At 74.4% G+C, this 18,496-nt stretch carries 17 protein-coding genes; 10 read left to right on the top strand and 7 right to left on the bottom strand.

The features are described 5' to 3' along the window. Positions 1–46: 46 nt before the first annotated feature. Positions 47–253: a hypothetical protein gene (locus AQJ30_RS25840; RefSeq protein WP_067238581.1), complete on the top strand. Its 207-nt coding sequence runs from the start codon at positions 47–49 to the stop codon at positions 251–253. 39 nt (positions 254–292) lie between these two features. On the opposite strand, the gene AQJ30_RS25835 is transcribed toward AQJ30_RS25840, so the two are convergent. Both AQJ30_RS25835 and AQJ30_RS25830 read right to left on the bottom strand, forming a co-directional pair. After that, positions 293–1,501, bottom strand: a complete 1,209-nt coding sequence (locus AQJ30_RS25835) for a spore photoproduct lyase family protein (RefSeq protein WP_067238577.1) — start codon at positions 1,499–1,501, stop codon at positions 293–295. Positions 1,502–1,675: 174 nt separating this feature from the next. Next, a complete protein-coding gene (locus AQJ30_RS25830; RefSeq protein WP_067238575.1) occupies positions 1,676–3,745 on the bottom strand; it encodes a SpoIIE family protein phosphatase in 2,070 nt (689 codons plus the stop codon). Between the two features lie 221 nt (positions 3,746–3,966). Between AQJ30_RS25830 and AQJ30_RS25825 the strand changes: the two genes are divergently transcribed. Continuing rightward, positions 3,967–6,429, top strand: coding sequence for a SpoIIE family protein phosphatase (locus AQJ30_RS25825; protein WP_067238573.1), 2,463 nt, complete (start codon positions 3,967–3,969; stop codon positions 6,427–6,429). Between the two features lie 25 nt (positions 6,430–6,454). Here the strand turns inward: AQJ30_RS25825 and AQJ30_RS25820 are convergent, their stop codons facing one another. Further along, positions 6,455–6,889, bottom strand: coding sequence for an iron chaperone (locus AQJ30_RS25820; RefSeq protein ID WP_067238570.1), 435 nt, complete (start codon positions 6,887–6,889; stop codon positions 6,455–6,457). Positions 6,890–7,101: 212 nt separating this feature from the next. On the opposite strand from AQJ30_RS25820, the gene AQJ30_RS25815 reads away from it, so the two are divergent. The 3 genes from AQJ30_RS25815 (at position 7,102) to AQJ30_RS25805 (ending at position 10,931) form a co-directional block, all read left to right on the top strand. Then, positions 7,102–7,755 carry a CBS domain-containing protein gene (locus AQJ30_RS25815; protein ID WP_067238568.1) on the top strand — a complete coding sequence of 218 codons (654 nt, stop codon included), beginning with the start codon at positions 7,102–7,104 and terminating at the stop codon, positions 7,753–7,755. A 108-nt stretch (positions 7,756–7,863) separates the two neighbouring features. After that, the gene (locus AQJ30_RS25810; RefSeq protein WP_067238566.1) at positions 7,864–8,754 is read left to right on the top strand and encodes an SDR family oxidoreductase; all 891 of its coding nucleotides are present in this window, start codon (positions 7,864–7,866) and stop codon (positions 8,752–8,754) included. 527 nt (positions 8,755–9,281) lie between these two features. Further along, entirely contained in the window at positions 9,282–10,931 is a 1,650-nt protein-coding gene (locus AQJ30_RS25805; RefSeq protein WP_067238563.1) for a sigma-70 family RNA polymerase sigma factor, read from the top strand. A gap of 33 nt (positions 10,932–10,964) precedes the next feature. Here AQJ30_RS25805 and AQJ30_RS25800 read toward each other — a convergent pair whose 3' ends face one another. Then, positions 10,965–11,879 carry a DMT family transporter gene (locus AQJ30_RS25800; protein ID WP_067238723.1) on the bottom strand — a complete coding sequence of 305 codons (915 nt, stop codon included), beginning with the start codon at positions 11,877–11,879 and terminating at the stop codon, positions 10,965–10,967. Between the two features lie 248 nt (positions 11,880–12,127). Here AQJ30_RS25800 and AQJ30_RS25795 point away from each other — a divergent pair, with 248 nt between their 5' ends. The 3 genes from AQJ30_RS25795 to AQJ30_RS25785 all read left to right on the top strand — a co-directional run bounded on the left by AQJ30_RS25795 (position 12,128) and on the right by AQJ30_RS25785 (position 13,613). Beyond that, entirely contained in the window at positions 12,128–12,376 is a 249-nt protein-coding gene (locus AQJ30_RS25795) for a hypothetical protein (protein WP_159052390.1), read from the top strand. A gap of 68 nt (positions 12,377–12,444) precedes the next feature. Then, complete coding sequence (locus AQJ30_RS25790; protein ID WP_067238559.1) at positions 12,445–12,762, top strand: hypothetical protein; 318 nt, start codon at positions 12,445–12,447, stop codon at positions 12,760–12,762. 152 nt (positions 12,763–12,914) lie between these two features. Beyond that, the gene (locus tag AQJ30_RS25785) at positions 12,915–13,613 is read left to right on the top strand and encodes a LamG domain-containing protein (RefSeq protein WP_067238557.1); all 699 of its coding nucleotides are present in this window, start codon (positions 12,915–12,917) and stop codon (positions 13,611–13,613) included. Between the two features lie 73 nt (positions 13,614–13,686). On the opposite strand, the gene AQJ30_RS25780 is transcribed toward AQJ30_RS25785, so the two are convergent. Next, positions 13,687–14,109, bottom strand: a complete 423-nt coding sequence (locus AQJ30_RS25780; protein ID WP_067238554.1) for a DUF6003 family protein — start codon at positions 14,107–14,109, stop codon at positions 13,687–13,689. A 212-nt stretch (positions 14,110–14,321) separates the two neighbouring features. Between AQJ30_RS25780 and AQJ30_RS25775 the strand changes: the two genes are divergently transcribed. Together AQJ30_RS25775 and AQJ30_RS25770 are read left to right on the top strand one after the other, a co-directional pair. Beyond that, complete coding sequence (locus tag AQJ30_RS25775) at positions 14,322–14,753, top strand: ATP-binding protein (protein ID WP_067238552.1); 432 nt, start codon at positions 14,322–14,324, stop codon at positions 14,751–14,753. 103 nt (positions 14,754–14,856) lie between these two features. Continuing rightward, positions 14,857–15,645, top strand: coding sequence for a thioesterase family protein (locus tag AQJ30_RS25770; RefSeq protein WP_211279115.1), 789 nt, complete (start codon positions 14,857–14,859; stop codon positions 15,643–15,645). A 106-nt stretch (positions 15,646–15,751) separates the two neighbouring features. On the opposite strand, the gene AQJ30_RS25765 is transcribed toward AQJ30_RS25770, so the two are convergent. After that, positions 15,752–16,588, bottom strand: a complete 837-nt coding sequence (locus AQJ30_RS25765) for a BlaI/MecI/CopY family transcriptional regulator (protein ID WP_067238550.1) — start codon at positions 16,586–16,588, stop codon at positions 15,752–15,754. Between the two features lie 257 nt (positions 16,589–16,845). Then, a complete protein-coding gene (locus AQJ30_RS25760; RefSeq protein ID WP_067238547.1) occupies positions 16,846–18,387 on the bottom strand; it encodes a serine/threonine-protein kinase in 1,542 nt (513 codons plus the stop codon). Positions 18,388–18,496 lie beyond the last annotated feature (109 nt).

Genomic DNA, 18,496 nt, shown 5'->3' with positions numbered 1-18,496 from the left:
CGCGTCCCGGGTGCGTGGGGGTGCGGCCCGGGCGAGGGTGGGCGTCATGCTCCAGGTGGTCGTGCATCCCCCCGCAGCCGACGGGGGCCGTCGGGTCCGGGTCGGCGAGCACTTCGTCGGCATGGCGTACACGACGCTCGACGTCGTCGAGTTCCTGCGCTCGGCCGGTCTGGAGGACGTGGAGCCGCGGGACGTCGTCGACGCCGAGTGGATCGAGTGGCGGGGCGGCGGCCCGGAGTCGTGGGCGCGCTGAGCCCCGCTGAGTTCCGCTGAGTCTCAGGTCGCGGGTGCGTCAGAAGGCGTACCGGATGCGCAGCCACGGGGAGTGGGCCGCGACCAGCTCGCGCAGGCGCCGTACGGCGTCGGCCTTGACCTGGTTGCGGTAGCGGACGTTCAGGGCGCCGTTCTCCGAGCGCTTGCCCTGCTGGAGGTCCGGCTGCCACAGCAGCTCCTCGGCGCGCGGGTGCCAGCCCAGGTTGACCTCGTGCAGCTCCCGGTTGTGCGTCAGCATGATGACCTCGGCGGCCGCCTGCCGCTTGACCCGCTCCGGGAGCACGTCGTCGAGCCGGCGCAGCAGCTCGGCCCAGTCCCCCTCCCAGCCGGGGCGCAGGACGACGGGGGAGAGGTTGAAGTGCACCTCGTAGCCGGCGTCCAGGAAGTCCGCGGCGGCGGCGATCCGCTCGTCCACGGGGGAGGTGCGCAGGTCGAGCAGGCGGGAGTCCCGCGGCGGCATCAGCGAGAAGCGGATGCGGGTGCGACCGCGCGGGTCCAGCGCGAGCAGGTCGGGGTTGACGAACTTGGTCGCGAAGGACGCCTTGGCGGTGGGCCACTGGCCAAAGGCCCGGACGAGGTCCGCGGTGTTGTCGCAGACCAGCGCGTCCACCGAGCAGTCGCCGTTCTCCCCGATGTCGTAGACCCAGGCCGACGGGTCGCACTGGTTGGCCTCGGGCTTGGGGCCCAGGCGGGCGAGGTGCCGGCCGAGGTGTCCGATGATCCGGTCGATGTTGGTGAACACGGTGATCGGGTTGGCGTAGCCCTTGCGGCGCGGCACGTAGCAGTAGGCGCAGGCCAGGGCGCAGCCGTTGGAGGGGCCGGGGGCGATCCAGTCCGCGGAGCGGCCGTTGGGCCGTGTGGTCAGGGACTTCCGCTCGCCCAGCACCAGCGTCTCGCCCTTGACGCGCACCCAGCGTTCGAGGTTGCCCTCGTTGCCGTACAGCCCCGGGATGCGCCAGTGCGAGTCGACCTCGATCACCTCCGCCCGCGGGAAGCGGGCGAGGATCTCGCGGCCGCGGGGTGACGCGGCGGCCGCCGGCTCGGCGTAGACGGTCCGCACGGGCAGCAGACGGCGGGCGGTGTCGCTGTCCCGGAAGGGCGCGCCGCCCGTGGCCACGGGCTGCGAGGACGGACCGGCGCCGCCGCCGGCCGGGACGGGCTGCCCGAGGGCGTCCAGGTCGAACAGGGTGTCGGATCCGCTGTCCGGCCCCGCGGAGGGGTGCGGCATGTCTGCTCCGTCGAGGGGTGTGCGGGGGCCGTGACCGTGCGGTCCGGCGGGGTGCGCACCCGGTCACCGGCGCGGGGGCGCCGACCGGTGCGGGTCCCTCCACCGTACCCGCCGGCGCCCGGAAACCCGTCCTGTGCGCAGTTCGTCCGGGGACCTGCCGCCGCGCCCGAGTCCCTACAGCGCCCGCGCGATCAGCAGCGCCACGTCGTCGTGGTCGTCCGGGTGCCGCAGGCCGTACAGCAGCAGGTCGCAGGTCTCCTCCAGCGGCCGCCGCGGCTCGTCGAGGAAGCTCAGCATGACGTTCAGCCGGTCGTCGATCGAGTGCTGCCGGGTCTCGACGAGGCCGTCGGTGTACAGCACCAGCAGGTCCCCGGGTTCGAGGGTCACCGTCGTCGCCTCGAAGGTGACCCCGCCGACCCCGAGCGGCGCGCCGGAGGGCAGCCGCAGGAGTCTCGGCGGGCGGCCGGGGCCCACCAGCGCGGGCGGCATGTGGCCGGCGTTGGCGATGCAGCACTGCCGGGTGTGCGGGTCGTACACGGCGTACAGGCACGTGACGATGTAGTGCTCCAGGTCGCAGGTGATGTGGTCCAGGTGCTCCAGCACGGCACCGGGTGCGAGGTCCAGGTCGGCGTAGGCGCAGGTGGCCGTGCGCAGCCTGCCCATGGTCGCGGCGGCGTCGATGCCGTTGCCCATCACGTCCCCCACCACCAGCGCCGTCTTGTCACCGGTGAGCGGGATGACGTCGTACCAGTCGCCGCCGACCTCGCTGGTGGCCTGCGCGGGCTGGTAGCGCGAGGCCAGCTCCAGGCCCGTCCGGTGCTGGGCGTGCTCGGGCAGCAGGCTGCGCTGCAGCGTCAGCGCGGTGTTGCGCACGCTCTGGAACCAGCGGGCGTTGTCGATGGCGACGGCCGCCCGGCTGGCCAGCTCACCGGCCAGCACCACGTCGTCCTGGTCGAACGGCAGTGGATTGCGGGTGCGCTTGAGGTCCAGGGCGCCCAGCACCTCGCCGTGCGCGATCAACGGCACCGCCAGGTAGGAGTGCACGCCCGCCCGGGCGAGCAGACCGGACGCCTCCTCGTCGCGCCCGATGCGGGCCAGGTCCCGGTCGCCGACGTGCCGGACCAGCACCGGCCGGCCCGTGTGCACGCACAGCGTCACCAGCCGGTCCCCGTCGTAGGCGGCGAGGTCACCGGGCGCGTCGGCGGCCTCCAGCGCGACCGTCGGGTGGGCCGCCGTCAGGGCGAGCGCCCGGAACAGCTCGGGCCCGTTGTCCGGCCGGCGGGCCGTGCGGCACGCCAGGGCCGAGTCGAGGATGTCCACGGCCACCACGTCGGCGAGCTCGGCGGCGGCGATCTCGGCCAGCTCGTGCGCGGTCCGGTCGACCTCCAGCGTGGTGCCCACCCGCGTGGAGGCGTCCGCGATCAGGGCCAGCCGGCGCCGCGCCCGGTCGGCCTCGGCGGCCGCGCGGTGCCGCTCGGTGACGTCCACCACCGACGCCGCCGCGCCCAGCACCCGGCCCCCGGGGTCCTCCAGCCGGTAGAACGACAGCGACCAGGCCCGCTCCTGGTCGGGATCGGCGGCCGGCCGGCCCACGTGGTACTGGTCGAGCAGCGGCGTCCCGGTGGTGATCACCTGGCGCAGCGCGGACTCGATCGTGTCGATGTCGGGGAAACGCAGCGTCTCCCGCAGGTGACGGCCCACGTGGTCCTCGGCGGGGATCCCGTCGATGCGTTCCAGCGCGGGGTTGACCAGCAGGTAGCGCAGGTCCGGGTCCAGCAGGGCCAGCCCGATGGGGGACTGGTTGATCAGTCGCTCGCACAGGGCCAGATCGGTCTCCACGCGCTGCAGCAGCGCGTGGTCGGCGGCGATGCCCAGCGCGTACATGTCGCCGAGGTCGTCCTGCAACCGCATGTTGCGGAACTCCGTCAGCCGGGTGCTGCCGTCCTTGTGCCGGACCGGGAACGTCCCCGCCCAGCTGCGGCCGGTCTCCAGTACCTCCGCGAACAGGCTCACCACCGACTGCAGGTGCTCGGGGTGGACGAACAGCCGGGCCGCGTAGGTGCCCAGCGCCTCCTGCGCGGTGTAGCCGAACAGGTCCTCCGCCTGCGGGGTCCAGAACACGATGCGTCCCTCGCTGTCCAGCACGACCGCCGCGACGCTGAGGACGTCCAGCAGACCCGTCGGCCGGGACGCCTGGAGCGCACCGGGAGCGTCGTCGCCGTACTCGAAGGACTCGGCTGTCATGGACGACCTCCCGTACCGGCCGGGGCCCGTGCCGCCCGCGTCCGTCGCGCCGCGCGGGCCGGGGCCGACCGCCGGTCCTTCCATGCTGCCCCCGCCGCCGCGCCCTGCCCAGTCAGGGGCCCGGCCGGCGGCCGGGGGGACGCCGACGGGGGCGAACCGTGCGGATCGGGCGGCCAGGCAGCACCATGGGTCCTGTACCAGTCCTGCGAGGGACGGCGCCCATGGATGCTCCGCGACAACGCTGCGACCCGCCGGCGTCCGCCGGACCGCACGAGCCCTTCGACGCGTCCAGCGACGCGGCCGCCGTGGTCGACACGGCCGGTGTGGTGCTGGGCTGGAGCCGGGCGGCCGAGGCGCTCCTCGGCCGCCCGGCCGCCGAGGTCGTCGGCCGGCCCGCCGCGCGGCTGCTCGACACGCCCGTGAACCCGCTGCGCGCCGCGAGCGTCGCCGAACGGTGCCGGTCCGGCATGGGCTGGAGCGGCGTGGCCGCCCTGCGCCACCGCGACGGCCACCGGCTCGACGTCGACCTGCGCGTCTCGGCCTCGTTCGGCATCGGCGGCGGCGAGTGCTTCCTGCTCTCGGCCCGGGAGGGCCGCGAGCGCTGGACGATGGACCGGTCCGTCCTGGACGGCTTCCTGGTCCGCTCCCCGGTCGGCATGGCCGTCGTCGACCGCGACCTGCGCTTCGTCTGGCTCAACGACACCCTGGAACGCATCGGCGGCGTGCCTCGCGACCAGCGGCTGGGCCGGCGGCTCAGCGAACTGCTGCCCGGCCTCGAGGCCGAGCCGCTGGAGGGCATGATGCGCAAGGTTCTGGAGACGGGCGCACCGGTCACGGACTACGAGTACGGCGGCTGGAGCTGGGCCGACCCGTACCGTCGGCGCGCCTGGTCGACGTCGTTCTTCCCGCTCGTCGACACCGACGGGACCGTCACCGGCGTCTGCTACATGGTCCTGGACGTCACCGAGCGGTGGACCGCCCGCCAGCTGCTGTCCCTCGTCAACGAGGCCGGGACCCGTGTCGGCACCACCCTGGACGTGATGCGCACCGCCCAGGAGCTGGCCGACTTCGCGGTGCCCCGCTTCGCCGACTTCGTCGTCGTGGACCTCCTGGAGCACGTCCTGAGCACCGAGGGGCACGGCACGTGGCTGACCGACGCCGGACCGGCACCGGCCCGGGCCGTGATGCGGCGCGCCGGACTGCGCTCGGTCCGCGAGGGCTGCCCGGAGGCCGTGGGGCGGCTCGGCGACAGGGTGGACTTCCTCCCGCCGCCGCACGACGCGCGGCTGCTCATCGACGGCGAACCGGTCCTCCTGCCGGTCCTCGACCCCGCGGACGAACTGTGGGTCACCCAGCAGCCCGAACGGGCGGAGCGGCTGCGGGCGTTCGGGCTGCACTCGCTGATCTGCGTGCCGATGCGCGCCCGCAACACCGTCCTGGGCCTGACCACCTTCATGCGGTCGGTCAACCCCGTGTCCTTCCAGCCCGACGACGTCCTGCCGGCCCGGGAGCTGGTGGCTCGGGCCGCGCTGTGCGTCGACAACGCCCGCCGCTACACCCGCGAACACTCCGCCGCCGTCACCCTCCAGCGCAGTCTGCTGCCGCAGGCCCTCAAGGGCGGCACGGCCCTCGAAGTGGCGTCCTCCTACCTTCCGGCCGACCCCCGCGGCGGCGTCGGCGGCGACTGGTTCGACGTGATCCCGCTGTCCGGGGCCCGCGTGGGCCTGGTCGTCGGGGACGTCGTCGGACACGGCATCACGGCGGCGGCCACCATGGGCCGGCTGCGCACCGCGGTGCAGACCCTCGCCGACATGGAACTGCCGCCCGACGAACTGCTCGCCCACCTCGACGACCTGGTGCTCCGGCTGAGCGAGGAGATGACCGACGACGAGGCGGCCCGGCAGAGCTCCGCGGCCTTCCTCGGCGCCACCTGCCTCTACGCCGTCTACGACCCCGTCGGCCGGACCTGCACCATGGCCCGCGCCGGGCACCCCCCGCCGGTCGTGGTCGCCCCCGACGGACGGGTCTCCTTCCCCGAGCCCCCCGCGGGCCCTCCGCTGGGCCTGGGCGGCATGGCCTTCGAGGCCGCCACCATCGAACTCGCCGAGAACAGCCTGCTCGGCCTGTACACCGACGGCCTGGTCGAGGGCGGCGACCGCGACATGGAGCACGGCATGGCCCGCCTCGCCGAGGCCCTGTCCCGCCCGGAGCCCGACCTGCGCAAGCTGTGCACGTCCGCGGTACGGCGGCTGCTGCCCGATCCGCAGCCCGACGACGTCGCCCTGCTGCTGGCCCGCACGCACGGCCTGGGTGCCGACCACGTCGCCTCCTGGGACGTGCCCGCCGACCCGGCCGCCGTCGCCGAGCTGCGTGCCCTGGCGACCCGTCAGGTGGCGGACTGGGGGCTCGACGAGCTGGTCATGACCACCGAGCTCATCGTCAGCGAACTGGTCACCAACGCCATCCGCTACGCCGAACCCCCCGTGCGCCTGCGCCTGTTGCGCGACTCCCGCCTGACCTGCGAGGTGTCCGACGCCAGCAGCACCGCACCCCGCCTGCGCCACGCCCGCTCCACCGACGAGGGCGGCCGGGGCCTGTTCCTGGTGGCCCAGCTGGCCCACCGCTGGGGGGCGCGCTACACGGCCACCGGGAAGGTCATCTGGGCCGAACAGGAGATCCCGTGAACGGCGCCCCGGTGGCCGTCCGCCGTCAGCCCGCCGCGCGCCGCACCAGCGCGGAGATGAGGGCCTCGTCGTCGGCCGTCAGGTCGGGGGTCACCGCGAACGCGGTCGGCCACATGGCGCCGTCGTCGAGGCGTGCCGGGTCGTTGAAGCCGAGCGTGGAGTAGCGGGCCTTGAACTTCGCGGAACACTGGAAGAAACAGACGACCTTGCCGTCCCGGGCGTACGCCGGCATCCCGAACCAGAGCTTCGGCGCGAGCTGCGGGGCGGCACCGGTGACCAGGGCGTGCACCCGCTCGGCCAGCGCGCGGTCGCCGTCCTCCATCTCGGCGATCTTCGCCAGCACCTCCTTCTCCGGCTTCTCCGGGTCCGCCTTCCCGCCCGCGCGCCGGGTCCCCCGCGTCTCCCGTGCCCGCTCCTTCATGGCGGCGCGCTCCTCGGCCGTGAACCCCGTCTCACCCATCACACGTCTCCCGCTCGCCGGACCGTTCCCCCGATGGGGCTGCCCCGAGCCTAGGGGGCGACGCCGGGCCCCGGCTTCTCCGAAACTGACGGACCGGCCGGGCGGACGGCGACGCCGGGCGCACTTCCGGGGCGCCCGTTCGTTGGGGAGGGCGAGGGCGGCGGTGTGCGCGGCCGACCGGTCGTGGCCGGTGAGCAGAGAGGCAGCCCGTGATGAACCACCAGACGGTGCGCGACGTGATGAGCAGCGCGGTCGTCCGGGTCCAGGCCGGTACCCCGTTCAAGGAGATCGCCCACCTGCTGCTGGAGTACGACATCACCGCGGTGCCGGTGGTGGACGCCGGGGACCGTCCCGTGGGCGTCGTCTCGGAGGCCGACCTGCTGCACAAGATGTGGGGCCGGCCGGAGGCGGGTGCGACGGGCACCGCGCCGCGGCCCGCGAAGACGTCGGCCACCGACGCCGCCGGCCTGATGTCCTCCCCGCCCGTGTGCGCGCACGAGGACTGGAGCGTCGTCGACGCCGCGCGGGTCATGGCCCGGCACGGCGTGAAGCGGCTGCTGGTCGTCGACGGGGACCAGCGGCTGATCGGCGTGGTCAGCAGGAGCGACCTGCTGCGCGTCTTCCTGCGCACCGACCAGGCGCTGCGCACCGAGATCGTCGAGGAGGTGCTGGTCAAGACGCTCGGCGAGGCGCCGTCGGCCGTGCAGGTGGACGTCACGAACGGCCAGGTGGTCCTCAGCGGCCGCCTGTCGCCGGGGGTGTCGGTGACCGAGCTGGAGGAGCTGTGCGGGGCCGTCGACGGTGTGGTGGCCGTGGAGTTCCGTCCGGTGCCGGAGCCGGAGACGGACGGGGAGGTGCGGCCCTGAGCGCCCCCTGACGCCGCCGGGGTCCGTGCGGGTGACGGGGGCTTTTCGACCGGGGCGATCGGGGAACCCGTCGTGCCGCACACCGCACGATCAGACCAGGAGGCCGACGTGGGCGACGAGCAGCGCGCTCAGCAGGACCCGACGACACAGCACCCCCAGCCGGACTTCGCCTCCCAGGACCAGCCGCATCCGGGCTGGACCGGGCCCATGGACCCGCCGCCGGACCACGGGGAGGACTCCTACCGTGGCTCGGGCCGGCTGGAGGGCCGCAAGACGGTCATCACGGGCGGCGACTCCGGCATCGGCCGCGCCGTCGCCCTGGCCTTCGCCCGCGAGGGCGCCGACGTCCTCTTCACCCACCTGGACGAGGAGGCGGAGGACGCCGAGGAGACGACCCGGCTGGTGCGGGAGGCGGGACGCAAGGCGGTCGCCGTCTCCTGCGACATCCGTGAGGAGGCCAACTGCCGGGCCCTCATCGACCGTGCGGTCGAGGAGTTCGGGCACATCGACGTGCTGGTGAACAACGCGGCCTACCAGATGTCCCAGCCGGACGGCATCGAGGCCATCACCACCGAGCAGTTCGACCGCGTCCTGCGGACCAACCTGTACGGCATGTTCTGGCTGACCAAGTTCGCCCTGCCGCACATCCCCGAGGGCGGCAGCGTCATCAACACCACCTCGGTGCAGGCGTACAAGCCCAGCCCGCACCTGCTGGACTACGCGATGACCAAGGGCGCGATCGTCACCTTCACCCAGGGCATGGCCCAGATGGTGGCCGAGCGCGGCATCCGCGTCAACGCGGTGGCGCCCGGCCCGGTGTGGACGCCCCTGATCCCGGCGACCATGCCCGACACGTCGGAGTTCGGCAAGCAGAGCCCCCTCGGCCGCCCGGCCCAGCCGGCCGAACTGGCCCCCGCCTACGTGTACCTCGCCTCGCAGGAGGCGAGCTTCGTCACGGCCGAGGTCCTCAACGCCACGGGCGGCACCCCCCTGCCGTAGCGCGGCCGACCCGCTGCGACGGCACTCCCCGCCGCGGCACGGCACGCCCTGCGAACGGCCCCCGCCCCCGTCAGCGCCGTCCCACCCCCACCGGCCGACCGGACAGCAGCCGGTGAGCGGTGGTCGGGCGTCGGGCGGCGGGCGGCCGTCTCAGCGGTTGCGCAGCGCGCTGGTGGCGAAGAAGCCGGTCGCTCCGGCGGAGATGAGGGCGCAGAGGGCGAGCAGAGCGGTACGTCGCATCGTGGTGGTCCTTCCGACGGCGGTGGATGGTCGTGCCCAACGACACCTCAACGCCCGTCTCGCCCACCCCGCTTCTGTCCCGGCCCCGACCCCACTCGAACGGACGCGACGAGCCCGCGCGCGTCCACCGGACGGCCCCCGGTGTGATCCCCCTCCTTGCGCGCCGGACGCCGGAGCGGTTCCCCTGTCGTCGAACGCTCTGCCGAAAACCGTTATGCGGTGCTCCCTCAGGGATCTCCCCTACGACGGACAAGCACCATTCGGCGTCGACGACAGGGAAACGGCACATGAGGTCAGCGCAGACGAGCACCACGGACACGGCGGCACTGGTGACCGCCGCGCGAGCGGGCGACCAGGCGGCGCAGGACGCGCTCGTCGGCGCGTACCTCCCGCTCGTCTACAACATCGTGGGCCGGGCGCTCAACGGCTCGGTGGACGTCGACGACGTCGTGCAGGAGAGCATGCTCCGTGCCCTCGGCTCCCTGGACACCCTGCGCGCCCCCGAGAGCTTCCGCCCCTGGCTGGTGGCCATCGTCATGAACCAGGTGCGCGCCCACTGGCAGGGCCGCACCCCCGCCGGGGGACCCGTGGAGGACGCCTGGGACGTCGCCGACCCGGGCGCCGACTTCGTCGACCTGACCATCGTGCGGCTGCAGCTGTCCGGCCAACGGCAGGAGACGGCCCGCGCCACGCGCTGGCTGGAGCCCGCCGACCGGGCGCTGCTGTCGCTGTGGTGGCTGGAGACCGCCGGCGAGCTCACCCGCGCCGAGGTCGCCGCGGCCCTCGAACTCACCCCGGAGCACACGGCGGTCCGCGTCCAGCGGATGAAGGCCCAGCTGGAGGCCGCACGGGTGGTCGTGCGCGCCCTGGACGCCCAGCCCCCGTGCCCCGACCTGCGCACCACGCTCGCCGGATGGGACGGCCGCCCCTCCGCGCTGTGGCGCAAGCGCATCGCCCGGCACGCCCGCGACTGCGCCCGCTGCTCGGGCCTGTGGAGCGGACTGGTGCCCGCGGAGGGGCTGCTGGCGGGCCTCGCGCTGGTCGCCGCCTCGCCCCTGCTCTTGGAGCGCCTCCGCGCGGCCACGGACACCCTGGCGCCCGCCGGGTCCGTCGTCCCGCAGGCCGACGGTCCCGACCACCTGGTGTCCTCGCGGCCGGGCGCGCACACCGCCGCGGACCGGGGTCTGTCGCGCGGCGCGGCCCGGCGCAGGCGCCGCACCCGCCGGCGGGCGGTCGGCGGGGCGGTCGTGGCTGCCTGTCTGGCCGGCGGTGGTCTGACCTACGTCATCACCCAGCCGGGGGAGGGGACGGAGGAGCCGACCGCCGCGCGCGGCGCGGAGATATCCCCGGCGGCCCTGCCGCCGACCCCCGCCCCGTCCTCCGACGCCTCACCGTCCCCCTCGCCGTCCGCCCGTCCCTCCCGCTCGGCCTCGCCGTCCCCCAGCGCGAGCCCCACCCCGAGCGCCCGCACCGCCGGCCCCACCCCCAGCCCACGCCCGGTCACGCCGAAGAGCGCCGCCGCCAGTCCGCGCGCCGCGGCGCCGCCCGCCCCCTCGGACGTCGCCGGCCAGGTGCTCGCCCTGGTCAACCAGGAGCGCAGGACGGCGGGCTGTGCCCCGCTCACGTCGAACGACCGGCTGCGCGACGCCGCGCAGGCCCACTCCGACGACATGGCGGCCCGCGACTTCTTCGACCACGTCAACCCGGACGGCGCCGACCCCGGCCGCCGCATCACCGCCGCCGGGTACCGCTGGTCGACGTACGGCGAGAACATAGCCAAGGGCCAGCAGACGGCCCGGTCGGTGATGACGTCGTGGATGAACAGCCCCGGCCACCGCGCCAACATCCTCAACTGCGCCTTCAAGAACCTCGGCGTGGGCGTCCACCGGGGCGACGGCGGCCCGTACTGGACCCAGGACTTCGGCACCAGCATGTGACGGCGGGGGAGGCGCACCCCCGTCTCCCGTGCGTCAGCGTCCGGCGTCGTCGGGAGGGACGCGCGTCCCGCGCTCGGACCCGTCCGGTGCCACCAGCGACTGCGTGAGGGGGATGCGGGACAGCGCGAGGACGCCGGCCGCGATCAGGACCACGCCGAACAGCTGGGGCAGCAGCCACCAGCCGGAGCGGACCTCCTCCTCGTACAGGGTGATGCCGAGGGCGAGGCTCACCGTCGCGTCGCCGAGGGTGAGCGCCGGCTGGGAGGCGACCAGCGGCCCGGCCTGCATGGCGTTCTCCAGCAGGAACAGCGCGCACACCCCGGCCGCGGCGAACGCGTACGTCTCCCAGGCGGTGAAGAACGCGACGATCCCGTCCTCGTCGAGGGTGTGCGTGGACGCCTTCATCAGGGCCGCGGTCACCGCGTAGCAGATCGCGGTCGCCGCTCCCAGACAGGCGGCCCGCGCCCGCCCCTCGGGCCGCCGCAGGGCCGCCAGGGACAGGGCCACCACCGCGCCCATGGACACGGCGAGCGCCACGACCCAGCGGTGCGGGGCCACCTGGGTGAGGTTGCCGTGGGGAGAGGCCGCGGCGAGCGCGACCGCGAGACCGGCCACCACCGCCGTCACGGCCAGCCAGCCGCGCGGCGGCAGGCGCCGGTGCAGCAGGACGGTCGCGATCATCAGGGCGAGCGGCAGCTCCAGCACGAACAACGGCTGTACGACGGTCAGCGGCCCGGTCGCCAGCGCCACGGCCTGGCAGACGGCGGCGCCGACCACCGCGAGCATCCCGCCCAGCCAGACGGGCCGCCGCAGCAGGTCGAACAACAGCCCCACGCGCAGCCCCTGGGACCGCGGCACGGTCAGCGCGGCCTTGCGCTGGAGCACCGTCGCCAGGGCGTTGCTGAAGGCCGCTCCGAGGGCGAAGACGACGGAGAGCAGGGCCTGCACGGCGGCCACCTCCCGGTTCGGCGTACGGATGACGCCGGCTCGGTACGGGGACGCCGGCAGTGCCTCCTCCTGCCATGGTCTTGCCCCCGGGCACGCGACGCGATCGCGGCGGCCGGACCGCCGCGCCGGGGTAGGTGGCCGGATCCCGCGCGGAATCCGTCCGGAATGTGGTGCGGTGAAGCGGCTCCACGGGGGTACGGGCAGAGGAACGCGTGGCGGATGTGCTCGGAGGGGTGACGATGCGTTCGGTGACTCAGTTGCGACAGCTCAGGGCCGTGTACGGCGGCGGCGTGCTCGCCTGGACGCTCAGCCTGCTGCTGAGCAGCGTCTGGGGCGACGGATCGGCCCGGCAGACGGTGGTCCTGCTCGTCCTGCTGGCCGCCTTCCTCGTCCTGCTGCTCTGGTCCACCTGGTGCCTGTGGGAGGCCACGGCACGCCGCCCGGCGACGGGCACCGCGGGTGCCGCCGCCGCGGGCGCACCCGCCGAACGGTCGTAACGCGCCGGGTTTCCCGGGATCTTGTCGCCGGTGCGGGGTAGGCGCGTGGAGACCGAGGGAGGAATGCCATGACGACGTACGTCATCTCGGTGCCCGGGACGTTCACCGGCGGAGCCGGGCCGGACACGCGGACGGAGCTGGCCCGGGCGCTGCGCCCGGAGGACCCGCACCGCACCCACCTGGGGACCGAGGAGGACCTCGACGTCCTCACCGTCAACGACGACGACACCTTCACCCTGCGCCTGACGGTCGACGCGAGCAGCGGTCCCGAGGCGGAACGGGAGGCCAAGCGCATCGCCGCCTCCGCGCTGAACGCCGTCGGTCTGGACGAGTCGCGCGCCCCCCTGGGACCGGCGGCGGTCACGGGCATCGACTCGGAGGGCTGACCCGGGGCCCGGCGCCCCCGGCCCTTCCCCCACACGCGTGACGGACGACTCACTCTCACGCGTGACGGGCTCACTCACACGCGTGAAAGACGACCGCCGTCCCCGGGCGCCCGGCATGGACCGGGCGCCCGGGGGGAGAACCGCCCTGTCCGATGACGTTCCCGTCGAGCCAGGGGGCCACGGTGTGGCAGGTCGTCTTCACCGCCGACTTCGCGTCGGAGCACCAGTGGGTCGCCGGGCGGTCCTGGGCCTATCCGAACGGGGGCCCCACCAACCCGGGTGACAACAAGCTCGACCACCTGACCGACGCCCCGGACCACAGCCGGACCGGGACGTTCCGCGCCACGCGCCGCGCCGACGGCCTGTGGGACACCGGCCTGCTCACCACGGAGGGCAGCCCCGAGGGCTTCGAGGTCCGCACCGGGGACCGGCTGGAGGCCCGGGTGCGCCTGCCCGTCGGCCTCGGCGCCTGGCCGGCGATCTGGACCTGGCGGGACGGCGGCAACGAGGTCGACCTGTTCGAGTACCACCCGGACAACCCCGACCTGCTCGAACTCACCAACCACGTACGGCAGGCGGGCGAGTACGTCCGGGACGAGGCGGTCCGCCCCGGCGGCGTGGTCGACCTCGGCGTCACGTGCGGCCGGCGCGACGTGGTCTGGACGCTGAACGGCGCCACGGTGTTCTCCGACGGACGCGGCGTGGGACGCGACTGGCACGCCCACCTCATCGTCAACCTCTCGGTGTGCGCGGGCCGTTACCACCCGCCCCCCGACTCCTCCGCCACCGAGCTGTCGTACACGGTGGAGAGCCTGGTCGTGTGGCGACCGCAGACGCGGCCGGCCGCCTGACGGGGGCTGGGGGAGCGGGGGGGCGGAGGGCAAGGGACGTCGCGGGCCCCGGTACCTACGGGCCCGCGGTGCGTCAGCCGGCCACGGCCTCCACCGCGGCCAGGTCCTCGCCGGTCAGCTCCGCGATGCGGTACGGCGGCACGCCGGCGGCGACGGCACGGGCCAGCAGCGCCTCACGGCCGTCCGCGCAGTCGCGGTAGGCCAGCAGCTCCTGCTCCAGCCGGGCCACGTCCTGCGGGGCGGTCTCGTGGCGCAGACGGCTCAACTCCTCGTCGCCGAGGGGCACGGGCAGCCGCTCGGCGTCCTCCGGCAGCGCGGCGGTCTGCTCCGGGGGCAGCAGGCGCAGCTCCGGGGACGTCGGAGTGACCCCCTGCGCGTCGAGCCACGCCCGTACCGCGGGCGTGTCCATGAAGGCCAGCTCGCCGACCGCCGCCGGCGGCACACCGAGCGTCGCGCCCGGACCGGTCAGCAGGGCGAGGTAGGCGTCATCGGTCATTCCACGGTTCCTCACGGGAGAAGTTCTGGTCGGTCCAACGCCGTCCCTCTACCCGCAAACGGCCTGGTCCTGCATGACCCGGACGGGCGACCCCACGGATCGACCCGGCGTTCGGCAGGGGTCCGGAAACTCGTAGGCCTGCTCCGTGGGATCGCGGGTACGCGACCGGTGTGAACGGGGTAACTGAGGCGACCACTGTGGAACCCGCGCCCATGGGCGAGGACGACGCGGCGCCGTACACGACGACGAAACAGACCACGTTGGTCCTGGAGGGCGACGGGAGCTGCATCGCGCAGTCCCGCCACCTTGCCGCGGACTTCCTCTCCCGGATGCGGGACGAGCACGGCGTGCCGGTCTCCCAGCGGGCGATGGACGTGTCGCAGTTGGTGGTCAGCGAGCTGGTCACCAACGCGCGGAAGTACGCGCCGGGGCCGGTCCTGCTGGACCTGCGGCTCGCCGGGGACAGTGTCGAGATCATGGTGTGGGACTCCGAACCGGTGCTGCCGGTCGCCCGCGCGGCGGATGTCGGCCGGGTCGGGCAGCACGGCCTGGAGATCGTGATGGCCGTCGCCGAGGGGTTCGACGTGCAGCGCGAGCCGGTCGGCAAGCGGATCACCGTGCGCATCGCGCTGGCGGACCGCTAGGAGCCGACCGGGCCACCGGTCCGGTACGACAACTGCCGCGACGGATGAGCAAGCGCTCAGTAACATGACCTCCACGTGCATCCTGCCGCGAGGAGGGCCAGTCATGCCGGTGTCGGACGTCGAGGCGTTCTACGAGCGTGCGGACGACGCCAGGTTCCTGCCCACCGGGTACGCCCGGGGCCCCTGGGACGCCGACGCGCAGCACGCCGGGCCGCCCGCCGCGCTGCTCGGCCTGGCCGTCGCGCCGCGGCCGGGGATGCGGGTCGCCCGGCTGACGTACGAGATCAGGCGGCCCGTTCCCCTGCGGCCGCTGACCGTCTCCCGGCGGGTACTGCGCTCCGGGCGCAGCGTCGAACTGGTGGAGGTCGCGCTGACCCCCGACGGCGCCGACGAGGTCATGCGGGCGACAGCCCTGTCGATGCGGGCCGTGCCCGGCTCGGTGCCGGACGTGTCACCGGCCCCCGAGGTACCCGGACCCGAGGACGCCTCCCCGGCGCAGTTCTTCCCGGTGCCGTGGGAGCAGGGCTACCACACCGCCATGGACGTGTGCTTCGCCACGGGCTCGTTCCTGGAGACCGGCCCGGCCACCGCCTGGATGCGGATGCGCGTGCCCCTGGTCGCGGGGGAGGAGATCACGCCGCTGAGCCGGGTGCTGACCGCGGCCGACTCCGGCAACGGCGTGAGCGCCGCGCTCGACTTCCACCGCTACGTCTTCGTCAACGCCGACCTCACCGTGAGCCTGCACCGCCACCCCGAGGGCGAGTGGGTGTGCCTGGACGCCCGGACCATGGTGGACGGCGGGGGCGTCGGCCTGGCCGAGTCCGCCCTGCACGACACCAAGGGGCCGCTCGGCCGCGGTACGCAGAGCCTGTACGTGGCCGAGCGCGCCTGAAGCACCCGAGGCGGAGGACCGCTCCGCGCCCACCGAGCGGTTCCCGTGCGGTCGTACGGCGACGCGGGCGTCCTGGGCCCGAGCCCGGGCCGACGCCCGCCCGTCGTCAGGCGGCGTCCTCGGAACGGGAGTCGGGGGCCGCCGGGGTCCGGTCGGTCAGGTCGGTCCGTCCGGCCTGACCGGTCTGCCCGGTCTGCTGCTCGGGGGCGTCGGGCGCGGTGTAGAACACCGAGCGTCCCTGACGGGTGCGCTGCGCCTGGCCCTTGGCGACGAGCGCCTCCAGCGTGGTGCGCACGACGGTGGGCTTCACGGCCCGGTCGGTGTGGGCGCGGCCGAGGGTGGTGGCGATCTCCGCCGCGGAGCGCGGCTCGGACTGCTCCGCGAGGTGCTCCCGCACCAGGTCGACCAGCGTCGGCCGGTCCGCGGGCACGGCGGCCGGCTTGTGGCTCTTGGCGGGCGTGGACGCGGGGGACTTGGCGCTCTTGCCGGCCGTGGGTGCGGCGGACGCGGGGGACTTGGTGGACTTGGCGGCCTTGGTGACCGCCTTGGCGGTCTTGCCCGCGGGGGGTGTCGCGGACTTGGCGCCAGTGGAAGCAGCCCTGGAGGCCGCAGACTTGGTGCTCTTCGCGCGGCCGGCGGCGGGCGACGTCTTCTTCGCCTGCGGCTTCTTCGGGGTCTCCGTCGCGGCGGCCACCTTCTTGCGGGGCGCGGGCACCGTGGGCGTGGTGGTCGGTCCGGCGGGGGCGGAGGGGGCGAGGCCGAGGGCCTGCTGCAGGTTCACGAGCACGGTGTGGTCGTGCTGGAGCGTGGTCAACTGCTCCTGGAGCGCGGCGATCTCGGCGCTGAGGCGGGCCTGTTCCTCGACGTTGCGCTCGAGGTCGGTGGTCACCTGCGAGGCGTACTGGGATGCCAGTTCGGTGGTGGCCGTGGTGTTCTCGGACATGGCGCTGACCTCTCCGCGGACTCGGTCGGCAGTGTCCGCCCGGACCGCTGGAAACTCGGTGGGTCGACGAGGCGTTGAGTGTCTCGTGGCTGTCGTTGCGGCGAAGGGCGACCTGACGGGTGCCGTGTGCCGTGGGAAGCGATAGTACGCATCGGCGGAGTAGTTGGTTCCCTTTCACCGGTTCCCACCTCGCGAGATGGGCAGGCGCAAGCGTCAACTCGTCATGGGCTCAGACGAGTTGTGCGGCGAGGGGCGAGTTACTTGTCCTTCTTCACCCGGGTGACGTCCTGGGCCTGCTCGGACTCGTCCGGGGTGCCCGGCGTCGGGTCCGGGGACGGCGACTCGGTGGTGGCGGACGGGCTGGGCGTGGTCGGGTCGGGGGCTCCGGTGGCCGGGGGGTGCGACGTGCCGCGGGCCGGGCTCCGGCCGGGGGTCGGTTCGCCCTTGCCGTGGGTGGCGCCGTGGCCGGGGACGTGGTCGTTGCTCGGCCGGGCGGAGGGCGCGTCGGCCTGCTCGGCGAGGCGGGCGTCACGGAGCTGTGTGGCGGCGGAGCCGGAGGAGTCGACAGATCCGGAGGTGCCGCTGGAGCCGACGGCCGGAGCGGCGGCCGGGGCACTCGGCGCCGTGCGGTCCGTTCCGGTCTTCGCCCCGGGGCTGACCGGGGCCTCGGTGCCGCTGGCCGAACGGCTGTCCGTGCGGGACGCGCGGTCACCGGACGTCTGGTCCGAGGAACCGGCGGTCACGGCGAGGGTGGCGGCCATGACGGTGGCGACCGCGGCGGTTCCGCCGACGGTCAGGAGACGCCGTCGCGTGCGCCCGCCCGTGGACGCTCCCGCGGGTGTCGACGCGCCTGCCGCGACCGCCGCCACGACCCGTTCCGGGGCGGGCGGGACGTCGTGGTGGGTCGGGTGGTCGTCCGCCTCCGGCGTACCCCGGGGGACCATGCTCGTCAGGCCGGCCGGGAGCGGCGCGGACGCGGGCCCGAGGGTGTCGGCCAGGGCGGCCAGCCGCCGCGCGCACGCGCGGGCCGACGGGCGGTTGCACTCGTCCAGGTCGGTCATCTCCCTTAGCAGGGAGGCCAGTTCGTCCGGCAGGTCGGCGGGGAGCACCGGCTCGCGGTGCAGGCGCGCGATCGCCGACTCCAGGGGGACGCCGTCGTACTCCAGGCGGCTCGTCAGGCACTCGAGGAGGACCAGTCCGAGGGCGTAGACGTCGGCCGCCGGGCCCACCGGGCGTCCGAGCACCTGCTCGGGAGCGAGGTAGGCGGCGGTGCCGATGAGCGCGCCGGTCGCCGTGCGGGACGTGGAGTCGAGGAGCCGGGAGATCCCGAAGTCGGTGAGGTGGGGGTGGCCCGAGCGGTCCAGGATGATGTTCGACGGCTTGACGTCGCGGTGGACGATCCCGGCGGCGTGCGCGTGGTCCAGCCCCTGAGCGAGGCCGGCGCCGAGCGTCGCGGTCTCGGCGGGGGAGAGGGGGCCGGCGGCTATCCGGTCCTTGAGGGTGGGGCCCTCTATCAGCTGCATCACCAGGAAGGCGGTGCCCTGGTGGCGTCCCGCGTCGTAGACGGTGACCAGGCCGGGGTGGTGCAGCCGGGCCAGGATGAGCGCCTCGTTGTGGAACCGCTCCTCCATGTCGAGGTCGGTGCCGGTGCGGAAGATCTTGACGGCCACCGGCCGCTTCAGGCGGTCGTCGAAAGCGCGGTGGACGTCGGCGGCCCCGCCTGAGCCGATGAGCGCGTCCAGGCGGTACCGCCCCGCCAGCACTCGCTCGGAACACCAGGCGGACTGGCGGAGCCTCATGTCATCTCCTACTGCGTCACGGGGGGGGGTGGCGTCGGACGGCGCCCAAGGGGAAGGGGGCGTTCCTCCACGCGTACCCGGGAGACGCGGGAGTACCCCGGGTGTGCAG

The organism is Streptomyces longwoodensis, from assembly GCF_001514125.1.
In the GTDB taxonomy this organism is placed as follows: Bacteria; Actinomycetota; Actinomycetes; order Streptomycetales; family Streptomycetaceae; genus Streptomyces; species Streptomyces longwoodensis.
The sequence above is the reverse complement of the archived record's forward strand: the minus strand, read 5'-3'. Positions and strand labels throughout refer to the sequence as shown.

What these genes read in the sequence shown, in the direction of transcription:
- AQJ30_RS25825 (WP_067238573.1), top strand. Translation starts at nt 3,967, where the DNA reads ATGGATGCTCCGCGACAACGCTGCGACCCGCCGGCGTCCGCCGGACCG.
- AQJ30_RS25840 (WP_067238581.1), top strand. Translation starts at nt 47, where the DNA reads ATGCTCCAGGTGGTCGTGCATCCCCCCGCAGCCGACGGGGGCCGTCGG.
- AQJ30_RS25815 (WP_067238568.1), top strand. Translation starts at nt 7,102, where the DNA reads ATGAACCACCAGACGGTGCGCGACGTGATGAGCAGCGCGGTCGTCCGG.
- AQJ30_RS25785 (WP_067238557.1), top strand. Translation starts at nt 12,915, where the DNA reads ATGACGTTCCCGTCGAGCCAGGGGGCCACGGTGTGGCAGGTCGTCTTC.
- AQJ30_RS25780 (WP_067238554.1), bottom strand. Translation starts at nt 14,109, where the DNA reads ATGACCGATGACGCCTACCTCGCCCTGCTGACCGGTCCGGGCGCGACG.
- AQJ30_RS25830 (WP_067238575.1), bottom strand. Translation starts at nt 3,745, where the DNA reads ATGACAGCCGAGTCCTTCGAGTACGGCGACGACGCTCCCGGTGCGCTC.
- AQJ30_RS25805 (WP_067238563.1), top strand. Translation starts at nt 9,282, where the DNA reads ATGAGGTCAGCGCAGACGAGCACCACGGACACGGCGGCACTGGTGACC.
- AQJ30_RS25770 (WP_211279115.1), top strand. Translation starts at nt 14,857, where the DNA reads ATGCCGGTGTCGGACGTCGAGGCGTTCTACGAGCGTGCGGACGACGCC.
- AQJ30_RS25775 (WP_067238552.1), top strand. Translation starts at nt 14,322, where the DNA reads ATGGGCGAGGACGACGCGGCGCCGTACACGACGACGAAACAGACCACG.
- AQJ30_RS25790 (WP_067238559.1), top strand. Translation starts at nt 12,445, where the DNA reads ATGACGACGTACGTCATCTCGGTGCCCGGGACGTTCACCGGCGGAGCC.
- AQJ30_RS25835 (WP_067238577.1), bottom strand. Translation starts at nt 1,501, where the DNA reads ATGCCGCACCCCTCCGCGGGGCCGGACAGCGGATCCGACACCCTGTTC.
- AQJ30_RS25760 (WP_067238547.1), bottom strand. Translation starts at nt 18,387, where the DNA reads ATGAGGCTCCGCCAGTCCGCCTGGTGTTCCGAGCGAGTGCTGGCGGGG.
- AQJ30_RS25820 (WP_067238570.1), bottom strand. Translation starts at nt 6,889, where the DNA reads ATGGGTGAGACGGGGTTCACGGCCGAGGAGCGCGCCGCCATGAAGGAG.
- AQJ30_RS25765 (WP_067238550.1), bottom strand. Translation starts at nt 16,588, where the DNA reads ATGTCCGAGAACACCACGGCCACCACCGAACTGGCATCCCAGTACGCC.